This is a genomic window from Sandaracinus amylolyticus (genome assembly GCF_000737325.1).
Taxonomy (GTDB): Bacteria; Myxococcota_A; Polyangia; order Polyangiales; family Sandaracinaceae; genus Sandaracinus; species Sandaracinus amylolyticus.
Genome location: NZ_CP011125.1, coordinates 4,494,889 through 4,509,643 on the forward strand (window position 1 = coordinate 4,494,889; position 14,755 = coordinate 4,509,643).

Here is a 14,755-nt window from a genome sequence, read left to right on the forward strand (position 1 = left end):
CCCTCGCATGGATCCGATCCAGACGCTGACCCGAGCGATGGACGCGGTCGCGAAGGCAGTCGATCACCGCGATCACGAGCCCGACCCTGCGCGCGCCGACTGGCCGCGCCTGCGCAACCACGTCACCGAGCTCCGGCGTCGGATGGAGGACGAGGTGATCGCGAGCTTCGCGACGCTCGCGATCGAGCTGCCGCCGGGCGCCCGCGAGAAGGTCGCCGACAACGTCGCGTTCCTCGCGATCGAGCTCAGCGCGATCGTGCGCGCATCCGCCGACGAGAGCGGCGCGGTGCGCTTGCTGCGCGCCGCGCACAAGCTCGGTCCACGAGGCCTCGTCGCGGAGGAGCTCGAGGGCGCGATGCGCGAGCCCGCGACGCACCTCGCGCTGTGCCGTGCGCGCTGGAACCACCGGCAGGGCGACTTCGACGTGGGCGATCGCATCCTGCGCGAGGCGCGGCGCACCGCGAAGGACGCCGGTCTCCGCAAGCTGATCGAGACCGTGCTCAACGGCTCGCGGCCGCTCACGAACGGCGCGCCCGCGCTCTTCCGCGTCAACGGGTTCGGCGTGGGCATCTACGGCGAGCGCGATCGTCGCGACGACGGCTCGTACGTCACCACGCACTGCATCTCGGCGCTCTTCGTCCCCATCTTCCCGCTCGGCGCGTACCGCGTGATCGATCAGGGCCACGGCTCGTACCTCTTCTTGTCGAAGGAGCCGCTCTCCGCGTTCGCGCGCGGGTGGCGCTGGGCGCTGCTCGCCGCGGTCGTGCTCGGCGTCGTCTCGACGGCGGTCTCGAGCTACCTGAGCTCGCCGTCGCGCCTCGCCGCGATCGCGCTCGAGGACGCTCGTGCGGTCGATGCGCGCGGCGACGTGGACGCGTCGCTCGCGGCGTACGACGGACTGCTCGCGGGCGCGGGGTACGATCTCGATCTCGCGGATCGCGAAGCCGTCGGCGTGCGCTACGTCGATGTGCTCGCGAGCACCGTTCCGACGCCGCTCACCGAGGATCGGCTCGACGCGTTCGACCGCGCGATGACGCGCTGGCAGTCGGTGCCGCAGTACGCGCGCAGCGGCGCGCCCGAGCGACACCTCCAGGAGCGCGTGGCGGCGTGGGCGAGCGAGCTCGGCGAGCGCGACGAGCGCTCGCTGCGCGCCGCGCTCACCGTCGTCGAGCGCGGGATCGCGGTCACCACACCGTCGTCGCCGCTCGACGCGCGGCGGAGCGCTCTCCATCGCGCGCTCGGCGAGCGCCTCGCGCCCGAGTGGCCCTTCGAGGCGCTCGACGAGCACGTCGCGAGCGGGCTCGACGAAGCGGGCGTGCGCGCCGCGGCGCCGATCGTCGAGCGCGTGATCGCGTCGCCCTCGCTCGTCCTCGCCGCGTCGCGATCGCTCCGCGCGTGGGCGAGCGCTGCGCGCATGGACACGCTGCCGCTGCGCGATCGCGTGAGCGACGCGCTCGCCGCCGCCGACGCGATGCAGGCCGACGCCGAGCGCGCGGCCGCCCTGGCGTCGGGCGACGAAGCGCTCCTCCGCGCGTCGCTCGCGCGCTTCCCCGACGATCACGACTGCGTCGCCGCGCTCGCCGATCTCTCGCGCGCACGAGGCGACAGCGCTGCCGCCACCGCGACGCTCCGCGCGCTCGGGAGCCCGGGCGTGCTCGCGCCCACCGCGCTCGCGAGCCTCGCCGCCGCCGAGCTCGACGTGGGGCACCTCGACGATGCGCGCGCGCTCCTCGCGCGCCGCGTGATGCCGCGACTCGGCGAGCTGCGCGAGGCCCAGCAGGCGATGTCGCGCATCGAGCGCGAGCGCACCGAGTCCCTCGTCTCGCGGCTCGAGATGGGGCTCGGCCCGCCCGAGGTGCAGGCGCGCCTGCGCGTCGCGAGCGACGACGAGACCCGCGCGATCGTCTCCGAGCACCTCGCGAGCGAGCTCTCGCGCGATCCCGAGCTCGGCGCGGCGCGCGCTCGCTACGAAGCGATCGCGCCGATCGTTCCGTCGGTGCTCCAGCTCGCGATGATCGAGCTGCGCCGCGGTGGAGAGCGCAGTGGCGCCGAGCGTGATCGCGCGCTCGCCGATGCGGAGCGGCTCTTCCTCGCGATCCAGGCCGAGGCGGCGAGCGTCCCCGCGTACCACCTCGGGCTCGGTCAGGTGTACTACCGTCTCGGTCGCGAAGGGCAGGGCGAGCAGGAGCTCCAGTCGGTGCTCGCCTCGGGCGACGAGGATCTCGCGCTCCAGGTCGCGCGCGCGTATCGCGAGCTCGGTCTCGAGCCGCGCGCGAGGGAGGTCGCGACCGGCGTGTACGAGCGCGGACAGCAGCCGCAGGCAGGTCGCGCCGCGATGCTGCTCTCGATCCTCGCGGACCGCATCGAGGACACCGAGACGTGGCTCGCCCGCGCGCCGCAGGACACGCCCGAGGTGCGCACCCGGCTGACCGACGTCCGCGGGCAGCGCGCGCTGCGCGAGCGTCGCTACGACGACGCGGACCGCCTCTTCGCGGAGGTCGCGCGCGACTGGGATCGCGCGGGCGATCGCGACATGCCCGCGCTCAACAACGCCGCGGTCGCGCTCGGGGCGCGCTACGAGGCCACCGCGGATCCCTCGCACCTCGATGCCGCGCTCGATCGCCTCGAGCGCGCGGTCCGCCTCGCGCCGGATCAGAGCATCACGATCTCGAACCTCGCCGACGCGCATCGCTTCCGCGGCACGCTGCGCGTCCTCTCGCGATGGCTCGACGGGCGCGCGCTGCGCCTCGATCGCAGCCAGGCCGACGCGCTGCTCGGCATCATGACCGCGGGCGCGCACCGCGCGGAGGTGATCGCGGCGCTGCGCGACGATCCCGGCATCCGCCGCGCGATCGAGCTGACGCACCAGGAGCAGGTGCTCGCTCCGCGGCGCGCCGGCGCCTGGGAGCGCGAGCTCGCGCTGCTGCGTCGCTGCGGCGATCCGAGCGCGCTCGTCGATCTCGAGGCGCGCATCGCGCGCGTCGGCGAGCTCGAGGTGAACGAGCAGCGCGCGGCGTGGGAGCGCGGCGAGTGGGACGCCGAGATCCTCGTGCACGCGGAGCGCGCGCTCGCCGATGCCGACGATCGACTGGCGCGCGCTCGTCGAGGTCGCGATCCGCGCGCCGTCGCCGCGCTCCTGACGATCCGCGGGAACGCGCTCCTCGAGCGCGCGACCGTGAGGGCCGAGAGCCGCGACGCCGACGTCGACCTCGCGATCGCGGCGTACCGCGAGGCGGCCGCCGCGTGGCCCGAGCTCGGCGCGTCGTCGATGCTCGCGCAGGCGCACGTGACGCGCGCGTTGTTGCGCGACGCATCGCTCCGCGTGCGCTGGGAGGCCGAGCGCCGCCGCTTCTCCGTCGTCGCGATCCTCCATCACGCGTCGAACGATCCCGCGCAGGCGGCGCAGGTGCGCGCGTCGAGCGACGTCCGCGATGCCGTCGCCGCCCTGAGCGCGCTCGATCCCGTCGTGCTGCGCGTCGACGAGCTCTGGATCGCGGAGAGCGCCGCGGACGCGGCGATGATCGCGCGCCTCGCGCCGGTCCGCGCGCGCGAGGATCTGCGCGCCGCGTACGCGATCGATCGCCGTCTCGATCCCTCCGACAGCGAGAGCGACGAGCGCCTCGCCACCCTCGCGTCGCGCTGAGCCGCTCGGCTACTCCGCGGCGCCCGCCGCCGGCGTGCCCCTCGGCGCATCGAGGCACGCGCGCGCGCGCACGCCGTACTCCACACCCGCCGCGAGCCCGAGCACCGCCGCGGCGATCGCCGCGGGCAGCGCGACCTGATCGACGTCGAAGAGCAGCGCGCCGAGCACGAGGAACTGCGCCACCGTCGTCGCCTTCCCGCTCGGCCGCGCGCAGTACTCGATGCGCGAGCGGAACGTCCCCACCGAGACCGCGAGCGTGATGCCCGCGGGCACCACCAGGATCTCGCGCGTGGCGGTCAGCACCAGCAGCCACCACGGAGGCTGCCGCTCGATCCACACGCCCGCGAGCACCGCGAGCACGAACACCTTGTCGCAGACCGGGTCGAGCCACTCGCCCAGCTTCGGATCCGCGTGCGCGCGCCGCGCCATCACTCCGTCGAGCGCGTCGGAGATCCCGGCCACGACCATCAGCGCGAGCACCGCGAGCGGCTCCGCGCGCACGAGCAGCGCGACCACGGCGAGCGGCAGCCGCACCAGGCTCATGAGGTTCCACGGCCGCGCGAGCTCGCGCAGCAAGCTGGTCTCGGTCCCGTGGCTCACGCGCCCACCATACAGAGCGGCTCTCTCTCAGGTAGCCCCGGCGGCGGGCGCTGCCACGCCCTCTCGGGCTCACGTGGAGAACGCGAAGCGCGCGACGTCGTCCCACATCTCCTCGAACTCGCGCTGCCCGAAGTCACTCATCGTGCGCATCCAGTCGACGTGCAGCGGTGCACGGTGCGGCGCGTGGAAGTGCCCGATCACGTCGAGGTGATCGGCCCACGCGGCGTGCACCACTTCGCCCCAGACCTGCGAGCGCGTGGGCACCATCGCGTCGTTGCCCTTCGCGCTCGGGATGCGGCCGTACGCATCGATCAGCACCTTCGCCTGCGCGTCGTCGGGCGCCGGGAGCAGGTGCTCGGGGAGCGACGACGCGATCGCGTACAGCGCGCGGTACACGTTGTACATCGCCTGGTTCGTCGGGCTCGGGCCCACGCGCGCCTGACGCCCCAGCGTCGGCGGCTTCGCCTGCGCGACCACGCACCCGCGGCGCACTCCGTCGCGCTCGGTCGCGAGCGCGTTGAAGAGATCGAGGCCCTCGGGCGTGAGCTGCACGAGCAGCGTCTGATCGCTGCGCACCTGCGCGAACACCTGCTCGATCTGCAGCCGCCGCTCGGGGCTGAAGTCCTTGATGACGAGATCGTAGACCTGCTCGATCACACCGCCCGCGACCAGCCTGCCTGCGCCCGTCGATCCCAGCGCGCTCGCGAGGACCACGAGCGCGGGCAGCGGGATCGTGCCCACCCGGATCGCGTAGATCGTGACCAGCGAGAGCAGGAAGAGCAGCCGCTGCCCGAGCAGGCTCGTGAAGAACGCCGCGGTCGGCGCGCCGTAGTGCGGCGACGTCACCGCGACGACGGTGCGCACCCGCGACGCGACCGACTCGGGATCGACCGCGCAGTGCAGCGACGCGCGCGGCGCGACCGCGAGCCGCGCGTCGAGCCCGCCGGTCGAGTGCCCGATCAGGTGGATCGGCCCGCCGTCCCCCGAGGTCTCCGCCATGATCTCCACCAGCCGCCCCGCGCGCCGGCGCAGCGACGCCGTGGGGAACGTCGGCGCGTAGTGGATCACCGCGTCGACGCCGCGCATCCGCGTCCACGCGAGCAGGTGCTCCCGGACGTGCGCGAAGTAGCGGAAGTCGCCGAAGTTCGCGAACCCGAAGAACCCCGGCACGAGGTACACGTGGTGCCGCACTCGTTCGGTGTAGCTCACTCGAACGCGTAGATCTCGAGGAGATCCCCGCTCTCGCGCGCGTACGCGCCGTGCCACACCCGGTCGCTGCCGGGGAAGACGACGTCGGGGTGTCGCAGCACGCGCGTCGTCGCGCGATCGTGCCCGTGAGGATCGTCGTCGGTGTGGCGGAGCTCCTCGACGCGCGATGCCTCGATCGCGCGCTGCGCCTCTGCGAGCGTCGCGCCGCCCGCCGCGCGCACGTCGCCCTCGTGCACCGCGTACCACTCGATCAAGTGCGCGCGCAGATCACCGACGAAGCGCGATGGCAAGCGACACCGCGTGACGCGCCACGCGTCGCCACACACCGACGTGTCGCGCCCGGCGTCCTCGAGGCACACCAGCACGTCCGCCGCGCAGACGTCGTCGGGCCAGACCGCGTCGGGATCGTGGTGCGTGATCGCGAGCTCCGAGACCACGAGCTCGACCTCCGCGGTGCGGCGCACGATGCCGCTGCGACGACGCGCGGTGACCACCAGGCGCGCGCTGCGATCCGACGCCGCGCGCGCGACGTCGTCGTACCGCAGATCGAAGCGCAGCACCGGCATCTCGCCCACGAGCGCGATCTCTCCGCCCGACGGCGCGATCATCCGCGGCTCGGAGAGCGCTCTGCCGAGCGTGACCGCGCCTCGATACCGCGCGCCGCCGTCGATCCACACCGGCGAGAGCCCCGACGCGATCGCCACCTCGCGCTCACCGCTCCCCGCGCCGATGCGCGGCCGCACCCGGAGCCGCACCACGTAGCGCGCGTGGGGCGCACGCGCGGCGCGCAGCGCGACGCGCAGTGGCATGCCCATCACGACCTCGGACATCTCGTCCTCGTCGAGCTCGACCTCGAAGCGACGCGCCGACACGACGCGCGTCACGCCGCGCGCGCTCGTCACCTCGAGCACGTCGCGCGACGCGCGCCCCGCGATGACGAAGCGCCCGACGCCGCCCTCGACGCGCCCGTCGATCGCGGGATCGATCCACACCGTCAGCCCCTCCGCGCGCACGCGCGCTTCGCTCAGCGCGTCGAGCTTCGCGTCGTCGATCACGATCACGCCGTCCGGTCCCCCGTCGTTCGCCTCGCCCTCGTCCAACTCCGCCGCGCAGCCCGCGAGCACCACCATCGCCGCGCACACCCATGTCGTCGTTCGGTCCATGCGCGGCCCACGAGCAAGCGCACGACCGCGCTCCGCGCGACGCGTTCCAACGGTTTTCGCACCGCGATCGGGCGGGCCCGCCCGCCACCCGCCGCCACCCCGCCATGCGCCGTCGCATGCGCGATCGCGCGGCGCGCGATACGCTCGCGCCGGATGACCAGCCAGCGGTGGAGCGTGGGTCTTCTGCTCGTGGGCTCGATCTGGGTCGCGAGCGCGACGGCTCACGCGTACGGCCGCGGCATCGACGTCGCCGACTGCTCGGGCTGTCACTCCGGCGGGCGCGCGCCGATGATGCGCTTCACCTCGACGCCCGCGATGCCATCGCCGGGCTCGACGGCGCGCATCCGCATCGAGATCGAAGCGGTGAACGGCAGCGCCGGCGGGTTCCGCATCGCGACGAGCGGCCCCGGTTCGCTGCGCACCGTCGGCGAGGGCACGCGCGCGACGGGCGAGGACGTCATCGTGCACAGCACGCCGCGCACCGCGAGCGGCGGCTGGGTCACGTTCGAGGTCGACTACGTCGTCCCGAGCGGCACGGGCGACGTGCAATTCACCATCGGCGGCATGTCGGCCAACCGCGACGGCGGCTCGCGCGGCGACGGCGGCGCGACGATCCGCCGCAGCCTGGTGTGGGGCTGCGCGGGCTCGACGTTCTACGGCGATCTCGACGGCGACGGATACGGCGCGGCCTCGCGCGGATCGATCACCGCGTGCGAGGCGCGCGACGGCTGGTCCGCGCGCGACGACGACTGCGACGACAACGACGGCATGGCGCACCCCGGCGGCACCGAGGCGTGCAACCGCCGCGACGACGACTGCGACGAGACGGTCGACGAGGGCACCGCGACCGCGACGCTCTATCCCGACGCCGACGGCGACGGCTGGGGCGGGCGCGAGGGCGATCCCGTGACCGGCTGCGATCGCCCCGGCTACGGGGTCGGCAACGACGACTGCGACGATCGGGATCCCGGCACGAACCCCGGCGCGACCGAGGTCTGCGGCGGGCGCGACGAGGACTGCGACGGACGCGTCGACGAGCGCGTGCGCCCGGTCTGCGGCGTCGGCATGTGCGCGCGCGCGTCGCTCTCGTGCGACGAGCGCGACTGCATGCCCGGCGATCCCGGCGTCGAGACCTGCAACGCGTGGGACGACGACTGCGACGGCGCGACCGACGAGGAGAGCGACCTCTGCCCCGACGGTCAGATGTGCGATCTCGGCCTCTGCGTCGGCGAGGGCACGCCGCGCCGCGACGGCGGCGTGAGCCGGCTCGACGGAAGCACGACGACACCGCCGCCGCCGGTGTCGGGCGGATGCTCGATCGCAGCGCGCGCGAGCAGCTCGGTGCTGCCGTGGATCGCGGCCCTCGCGCTCGTCGTGGCCGCGCGCCGTCGTCGTCGTTAGATGGCGGCGAGGATCGCCTCGCCGTGGGTCCACAGGATCGCGCCGCCCGCGGCGTCGATCACGGTGCGGCGCGCGCTCGGGATGCGATGCGCGAGCGACGCGCCGAGGTCCGGTGAGTGCACCGGGCTCGTGTCCTCCGCGCCGTACCAGAGCGAGACCGGCATCGAGATGCGCCCGAGGTCGAACGGCCACGCGCCGAACGCGAGCACGGTGTCGCGCGCGTAGCCCTCGCCGCCCTGCGCGAAGCCCTCGTCGAGCGCGCGCCGGTACGCCGCGTCGAACGCCGGGTCGGCGTACACCGCGCGATCGGCGTCGCCGATCATCGCGAGCACCATCTGGCGCATCATCGCAGGCGTCATCCCGCGGAAGAACGCCTCGGCGCCCTCGGGATCGCGGGCGACGCGCTGCACGATGCCGCGCACGTCGGGCACCAGCAGCTCCGCGAGGTGCGGCGCCGCGAGCTCGTCGGTGCCCGACACGATCACGAGCGAGCGCCCGATCTCGTCGGCCGCGCACGCGATCCCGAACGGCGCGCCCTGCGAGAACGCGACGATCGCGGGCGAGCCCAGCGCGCGCGCGATCACGAAGTCGCGCACGTCCTCGACCCAGTCGGCGAGGGTGCGCCCCGCGAGCGGATCCGAGGCGCCGAGCCCCGGACGATCGACCGCGACGAGCCGCACGCCGGCGCGCTCGACGTCCTCGCGCCGCATCGAGAGCGCGCTGCTCGTGCCCGCGCCGCCGAAGAAGAGAACGGGCGCGCCGTGCTCCGGCCCTTGCTCCGACCAGCCCAGGAACCGCCCGCTCGGCAGGCGCGTGCGCCCGCGTCGCGCGGGCTCGAAGCTCGTGTCGTCCATCGCGCGATCTTTGGTGGTGACCGGCTCGGTCCGCCACGCGATCGAGCGTGCCTCGAGGCCAGGCGCTCCGCCGAGCCGCGACCCGACGGGCACGAGCAGCGACGCGAGCGCGCGAGAAGCGAAGCGGCCGGGGCGCGAAGCACAGCCACGACGCGAGAAGCGAAGCGGCCAACGCGCGAAGCAAAGCCACGACGCGAGAAGCGAAGCGGCCAGCGCGCGAAGCAAGCCACGACGCGAGAAGCGAAGCGGTCGGCGCGCGAAGCACAGCGGCCGGCGCGCGAAGCACAGCCACGCCGCGAGAAGCGAAGCGGACGACGCGGGAAGCGCAGCGGCCAGCGCGCGAAGCACGGCCGCGACGCGAGACGCGAAGCGACCGGCTCGGACGCGAGCCGGTCGCTCGGCGTGGGGAGCGCTTCAGGTCTTGGGCGCGGCGGGCTTCGGCTTTGCGCGCTTCGGGCGGGTGCCGATCACCTGACGCAGCGCGGTGCCCAGCGGCAGCCGCGGGATCGACGGGTGGTTCGAGCGCGCCGCCTCGAACGCGCGCCACGCCTCGCGCGCCTCCGCGAGCACGATGCCCTCGAGGACGTTGACCTCGGGAGGATCGTTCGCGCTCGCGCGCCCCGAGCCGACGCGATCGGCGCCGGCGGTGAGCAGCGCCTCGGCGGCCCGCTCCGCGCTCGTGACGTCCGCCTCGGTCAGGTGCGCGCCCGCGACGAGCGCGCGCGCCGCTTCGTCGGTGCGCGCGCGCTCGATCCAACCACGCGCGAGCTCCGCGAGCTGCCGGAGACCTCGGGCGAGCGTGTCCTCGTGATCGAAGTCGCGCTCGACCGCGTCGAGACGCGCCGCCTCGGCGCTGCCGCGCGCGATCGACGAGAGCGCGTGCGCGAGATCGCCGAACACCGCGCGCCCGCGGCGCAGCGCCGCGTTGCGCTGCGCCGACGCCGAGGTCGCGCCGTCGCGCTTGCCCGTCGCGGTAGCGAGCGCGTCGGCGAGCTCGAGCGTCGTCTGGGCGAGGAACGCGCGGCGCGGCGCGCCGTAGCGGATCGTCGTGCCGTACTTCGCGACGCTCGCGTCGATGTGCGCGATCAGCGGGCCGAGGTCGCGCAGCACGCCGTCGGCGCGGGTGCGCGCGCCCAACGCGGCGCGATCCTCGGGTGTGGTCTGCGCGAGGAACGCCGCGCGCTCGGGCTCGCGCAGCGGCGCGAGCGCGGCGAGCGAGCGCTCGGCGATCTGCACGGTGGGGGAAGGGCGCGCGGTCGTCGCCTTGCGGGTGGTCTTCTTCGAGGTGGCCATGCGCGCGACGGTATCGACGGCGCGCGCGGGCGCGCAAGTCGCCGGTCAGAACCAATAGGCGAGGTTGAGGCCCACGCGCCCGCGCCGCGTCTCGTCGGAGAACGCGAACGACGTGCTGAGGCCGACCTCGAGCTCGGGCAGCTTCGGATCGAAGTAGTAGAAGCCGAGCTCGGGCTCGACGACGACCTCGTCGGCCGGCTCGACGATCGAGAGCGCGAGGTCGTCGATCTCGTCGGCGAAGCTCCAGCTCACGCGCGAGCCGAGCAGGATCTGCAGCGGCACGCCGAGCGATCCGAAGTTGAACGACGCGCCGAGCGCGCCGCCGAGCCAGCCCTCGTCGTCCTCGACGTCGTCGAATTCGACGCGGCGCGCCTCGGCGCGGAAGCTGCCGGCGAAGCCGAGCCACTCGGTCGCCGTGAGCACCCCCGTGACGGAGCCTCCGAGGGTGCCGCGGCTGCCCGAGAAGTCGGGCGAGCGGAGGCGGCTCTCCGGCGGACGCTGTCCGGTGAGCAGCGGGATCACGGTGCGCGCGGGCGCGATGCCGGCCGCGGCGCCGGCGGTGACGTCGACGCGCAGCGACAGGAGGAACGCGTCGGTCTCGACGACGCGCACGACGCCGGAGAGCCGCCCGCCGCCGAACCCGTTCGCGCCGATGACGAGCCCGGCGTCGTAGTCGATGCCGCCGATCGCGCCGCCGTGCACGCCGACCTCGAGCCCGAGCCACTCGGTGAGCGCGATGCCGAGGACGAACCGCTGATCGAGCTGCGCGAGATCACCTTCGAGGTCGCGCCGCGGCACGCGCTCTCCGCGCAGCTCGAACTGCGAGACGCCGATGCCGGTGCGGCTCGTGACGCGCGTCGCGACGAAGGGGAGCTCGATGTTCTCGAACTCCGAGTACGCGTGGCCGCCGACGCTGCGCGCCGAGCGTGCGGTGGGGTGCGGATCCTCGGCGGGGAGCGGTGTCGTCTGCGCGAGCGCGGAGCCTGCCGCGAGGAGCACGCAGGCGCAGATGGCCGATGCAGGGACGACCGCGCTGGGGGTAGGTCGGGTCACGAGAGCGCTTCGCGCAACTCACGTGCCCGGCTCGGAGCGCGTCGATCGCGCGAACCGCGCGCGTGAGGACGCGGCGGCGGTCCTCTCCGCGCGCGGGCTCGTGCGGCGTGCGCGAGGATCGCGATCGAGGGACGTCGTGAGCGCGATGACGGGCGATCGCGCCGGGGCGCAGCTGGCTCGGCGTTCGCTCCTGTCGGACCCGACGATGCGACGTCCCGTCGAATGGGTCCTCTCCGCGGCGCTGATCGCGGCGCTCGCCGGGCGCGCTCGCGCGCAGGAGGGATCGCCCGACGCGCACGCTCCAGCCGACGCGCGTGCCGCCGCTCCGGCGACCGCCGCGCAGCCGCCGCAGCCGACGACGGTCCCCGAGCTCGCGGTGCCGGTGTTCGGGCTCGGGACGCAGGTCGTGCTGCTCGCGCCCGCGCCGACGGCGGGCGCGGGCGCGTTCGCCGCGACCTACGATCTCGGCGTGCTGCACGTCGATGCGCTGCTCGGCGTGTTCCTGTCCGACGCGTTCGAGAGCTCGGTGCGCGGGACCGTGCGCGTGTTCTTCCCGGTCCACCGCGGGCCCATCGCGGACTTCTCGCTCGGCGTGGGCGGAGGCGTCGGGTACATCGAGCCCGCGGGCGGACAGCTGCAGGTGCTCGGAGAGGCGCTCGCCGGCGCGAAGATCCGCTCGTTCATCGGGCGGAACATCGCGCTCGAGGCGACGATCGGCGCGAACCTGCTCTTCATGGACGGCGACTTCGAGAGCGTGTCGATCGGCGGACGGCTGCTCGGCGCCGCCGGGTTCATGTACTACTTCCGCTGACTCGAAGGCGGCAGAAGATCGGCTCGCCCGCCGGTCCCTACCGTCCGCGCGCTTCGCGCGCTCCCGTGCGGGACCCGCGGGACGAGCACTCCGGCAGAAAGATCGGCTCGCCCGCCGGTCCCTACCGTCCGCGCGCTCCGCGCGCTCCCGTGCGGGACCTGCGGGACGAGCACTCCGGCAGAAAGATCGGCTCGCCCGCCGGTCCCTACCGTCCGCGCGCTTCGCGCGCTCCCGTGCGGGACCCGCGGGACGAGCACTCCGGCAGAGAGATCGGCTCGCCCGCCGGTCCCTACCGTCCGCGCGCTTCGCGCGCTCCCGTGCGGGACCTGCGGGACGAGCACTCCGGCAAGCTCACTGCTGCGCCATCAGGCGATCGATGTCGCGCTGGTGGTCGCGCGTGAGCTCGCCGGAGAGGTCGATCACGACCTCGACGAGCTCGCCGGTGAACGGGAAGGGCGCGCGGTACTCGGACGGAACCACCGCGTCGTAGTGGTCGCGCCCGCAGCTCAGCCCCGCGATGCCGAAGACGTTGGGCACGGTGAACGGGAGCATGGCGCTGCCGACGAGGCGGCCATCGAGGTAGAGCTGACTGCGCCCCGGCACGCCCTTGCCCGCGGCGAGATCGGGCGCGCCGGTGGGCTCGAACTCGTAGCGCAGCGTGTGCTCGCCCGAGGGCAGCACGACGTTCGAGCTGACCTTCATCTTGTGGAGCCCGAGGTAGTTGTGGACGTGGTGCAGCCGGCCCTCGGCGACGTAGAGCGAGTACCCGCCGTGACGATTGCCGTGCGCGAGGAGGACGCCCTCGGCGCCGCCCGCGGGGATGCGCACCTTCGCCGTGATGCTGTGCGGGCGGTTGTAGATGCGCGGCGCGGCGGCGAACGGGATCGGCGCGCCGCCGGGCTGGAGCACGTAGCGGTCGCGCGGGCGCGCGACCGTCGGCCGCGGGACGTTCATGCGCGCGACGTCGCCCGCCGCGAGCGGCATCACGCCGTACCGGCCGGCCTCGACGTACCAGCGCCGGGTCATGCTGCGGAGGATCTCCGGGTGCTCGGCGGCGACGTTGCGCGTCTCCGAGGGATCCTCGTCGAGGTGGTAGAGCTCCCAGCCGCTGCGGTCGAGCTCTTCGAGCACTTCGCGCGTCAGGGACGTCCTGCCGAACAGCCAGCCTCGACTGGCGCCCTCGGTGAGGCTCGGACCGGGGAACGGACAGACCGCGCGCCAGCCGTCGTGATGGATCGCGCGGTGTCCGAACATCTCGAAGTACTGGGTGACGTGCTTGGTCGGCGCGGCCGCGTCGTGCAGCGTGTGCGCGAAGCTGACGCCTTCGATGGGCGACTGCGTGACGCCGCGGATCGTGCTCGGGGGCTCGAGGCCGAGCGTCTCGAGGATCGTCGGCACGATGTCGATCACGTGCAGGTACTGCGTGCGGATCTCGCCCGAGGCCGGGATGCCGCGCGGCCACGAGACGATGCACGGGTCGCTCGTGCCGCCGCGATAGGTCTCGCGCTTCCACCGCCGGAACGGTGTGTCGCCGGCCCACGTCCAGCCCCACGCGTAGTGCGGGAACGTGTCGGGGCCGCCCCAGTCGTCGTAGTGCCGGAGGTTGTCCTCGAGGCGCTCGGGCGCGCCGTTGAAGAAGAGCATCTCGTTGAACGTGCCGTGCACGCCGCCCTCGGCGCTGGCGCCGTTGTCGGAGATCGCGACGACGAGCGTGTTCTCGAGCTCGCCGATGCGCTCGAGGTAGTCGAGGATGCGGCCGAAGTGGTGGTCGGTCTGGCTGAGGAACGCTGCGTAGACCTCCATCTGTCGCGCGTACATCCGCTTCTCGTCGGCGGAGAGCGTGTCCCACGCGGGCACGTCGGGATCGCGCGTGGAGAGCGTGGTGCCCGCGGGGATGACGCCGAGCTCGAGCTGACGCGCGAACACCTGCTCGCGGTACGCGTCCCAGCCCATGTCGAAGCGGCCTCGATAGCGATCGATCCAGGACTTCTCGACGTGGTGCGGCGCGTGCCCGGCGCCGGTCGCGTAGTAGAGGAAGAAGGGCTTCTCGGGCGCGCTCGCGTCGGCGTCCTGGATCATCCGGATCGCGCGGTCGGCGAGATCGACGTTGAGGTGATAGCCCTCCTCGGGCGTGCGCGGAGGCGTGACCGAACGGTTGTCCTCGGTGAGATCGGGGTGCCATTGGTCGGTGTCGCCGCCGAGGAAGCCGTAGTACCGCTCGAAGCCGCGACCGAGCGGCCAGCGCGTGAACGGGCCTGCCTGCGTGGTCTCCTCGGGCGGCGCGAGGTGCCACTTGCCGACGGCGAACGTGTTGTAGCCGTGCTCGAGCAGCATCTCGGACAAGAAGCCGTGCTCGAAGCCGACCATCCCGTTGTGCGCGGGGAAGCCCATCGAGAGCTCGGTGATCGCGGAGAGGCCGAGCGTGTGGTGGTTGCGGCCGGTGAGCAGCGCGCCGCGCGTCGGCGAGCAGAGCGCGGTGGTCTGCATGTTCGTGTACCGCAGGCCACGGGATGCGAGGCGATCGAGGTTCGGCGTCTCACAGAGGCCGCCGAAGCACGAGAGCTGTCCGAAGCCGACGTCGTCGAGGACGAAGATCAGCACGTTGGGCGCGCCGTCCTTCGCGCGGCGGTACGCGGGCCAGGCGGGCGTGGACTCGTCCACCGTCATCCCGATGCGGCCCGGGAACGGCTTGCCCGGCTCGTACTCGTCGTAGTCGCTCGCCATCGTC

General features: G+C 73.8%; 10 protein-coding genes. 3 read left to right on the forward strand and 7 right to left on the reverse strand.

Features of this window, described 5'->3' with window-relative positions; all coding sequences use genetic code 11:
- Positions 1-7: 7 nt before the first annotated feature.
- Positions 8-3,643, forward strand: a complete 3,636-nt coding sequence (locus DB32_RS19095) for a hypothetical protein (RefSeq protein ID WP_053233900.1) — start codon at positions 8-10, stop codon at positions 3,641-3,643.
- A gap of 9 nt (positions 3,644-3,652) precedes the next feature.
- Here DB32_RS19095 and DB32_RS19100 read toward each other — a convergent pair whose 3' ends face one another.
- The 3 genes from DB32_RS19100 to DB32_RS19110 form a co-directional block, all read right to left on the reverse strand.
- Positions 3,653-4,243, reverse strand: coding sequence for a CDP-alcohol phosphatidyltransferase family protein (locus tag DB32_RS19100; protein WP_053233902.1), 591 nt, complete (start codon positions 4,241-4,243; stop codon positions 3,653-3,655).
- Between the two features lie 69 nt (positions 4,244-4,312).
- Positions 4,313-5,452: an esterase/lipase family protein gene (locus tag DB32_RS19105; protein WP_053233904.1), complete on the reverse strand. Its 1,140-nt coding sequence runs from the start codon at positions 5,450-5,452 to the stop codon at positions 4,313-4,315.
- Positions 5,449-6,615: a hypothetical protein gene (locus DB32_RS19110; protein WP_053233906.1), complete on the reverse strand. Its 1,167-nt coding sequence runs from the start codon at positions 6,613-6,615 to the stop codon at positions 5,449-5,451. Before DB32_RS19110 ends, DB32_RS19105 begins: the two co-directional genes overlap by 4 nt.
- A 153-nt stretch (positions 6,616-6,768) precedes the next feature.
- Here DB32_RS19110 and DB32_RS19115 point away from each other — a divergent pair, with 153 nt between their 5' ends.
- On the forward strand, positions 6,769-8,016 hold the full coding sequence (locus DB32_RS19115) for a putative metal-binding motif-containing protein (RefSeq protein WP_053233908.1): 1,248 nt from the start codon (positions 6,769-6,771) through the stop codon (positions 8,014-8,016).
- Here the strand turns inward: DB32_RS19115 and DB32_RS19120 are convergent.
- From DB32_RS19120 to DB32_RS19130, 3 genes are all read right to left on the reverse strand, one after another.
- A complete protein-coding gene (locus DB32_RS19120) occupies positions 8,013-8,870 on the reverse strand; it encodes an alpha/beta fold hydrolase (protein ID WP_053238866.1) in 858 nt (285 codons plus the stop codon). The genes DB32_RS19115 and DB32_RS19120 overlap by 4 nt on opposite strands.
- Positions 8,871-9,284: 414 nt before the next feature.
- Positions 9,285-10,163 (reverse strand): hypothetical protein, encoded by an 879-nt coding sequence (locus tag DB32_RS19125; RefSeq protein ID WP_053233910.1) that lies wholly within the window; start codon positions 10,161-10,163, stop codon positions 9,285-9,287.
- Between the two features lie 45 nt (positions 10,164-10,208).
- Positions 10,209-11,162, reverse strand: coding sequence for a hypothetical protein (locus tag DB32_RS19130; RefSeq protein ID WP_053233911.1), 954 nt, complete (start codon positions 11,160-11,162; stop codon positions 10,209-10,211).
- Positions 11,163-11,421: 259 nt separating this feature from the next.
- Here DB32_RS19130 and DB32_RS19135 point away from each other — a divergent pair, with 259 nt between their 5' ends.
- Positions 11,422-12,027 carry a hypothetical protein gene (locus DB32_RS19135; protein WP_157069175.1) on the forward strand — a complete coding sequence of 202 codons (606 nt, stop codon included), beginning with the start codon at positions 11,422-11,424 and terminating at the stop codon, positions 12,025-12,027.
- 351 nt (positions 12,028-12,378) lie between these two features.
- Here DB32_RS19135 and DB32_RS19140 read toward each other — a convergent pair whose 3' ends face one another.
- On the reverse strand, positions 12,379-14,751 hold the full coding sequence (locus DB32_RS19140) for an arylsulfatase (protein WP_053238867.1): 2,373 nt from the start codon (positions 14,749-14,751) through the stop codon (positions 12,379-12,381).
- Between the last annotated feature and the right edge of the window lie 4 nt (positions 14,752-14,755).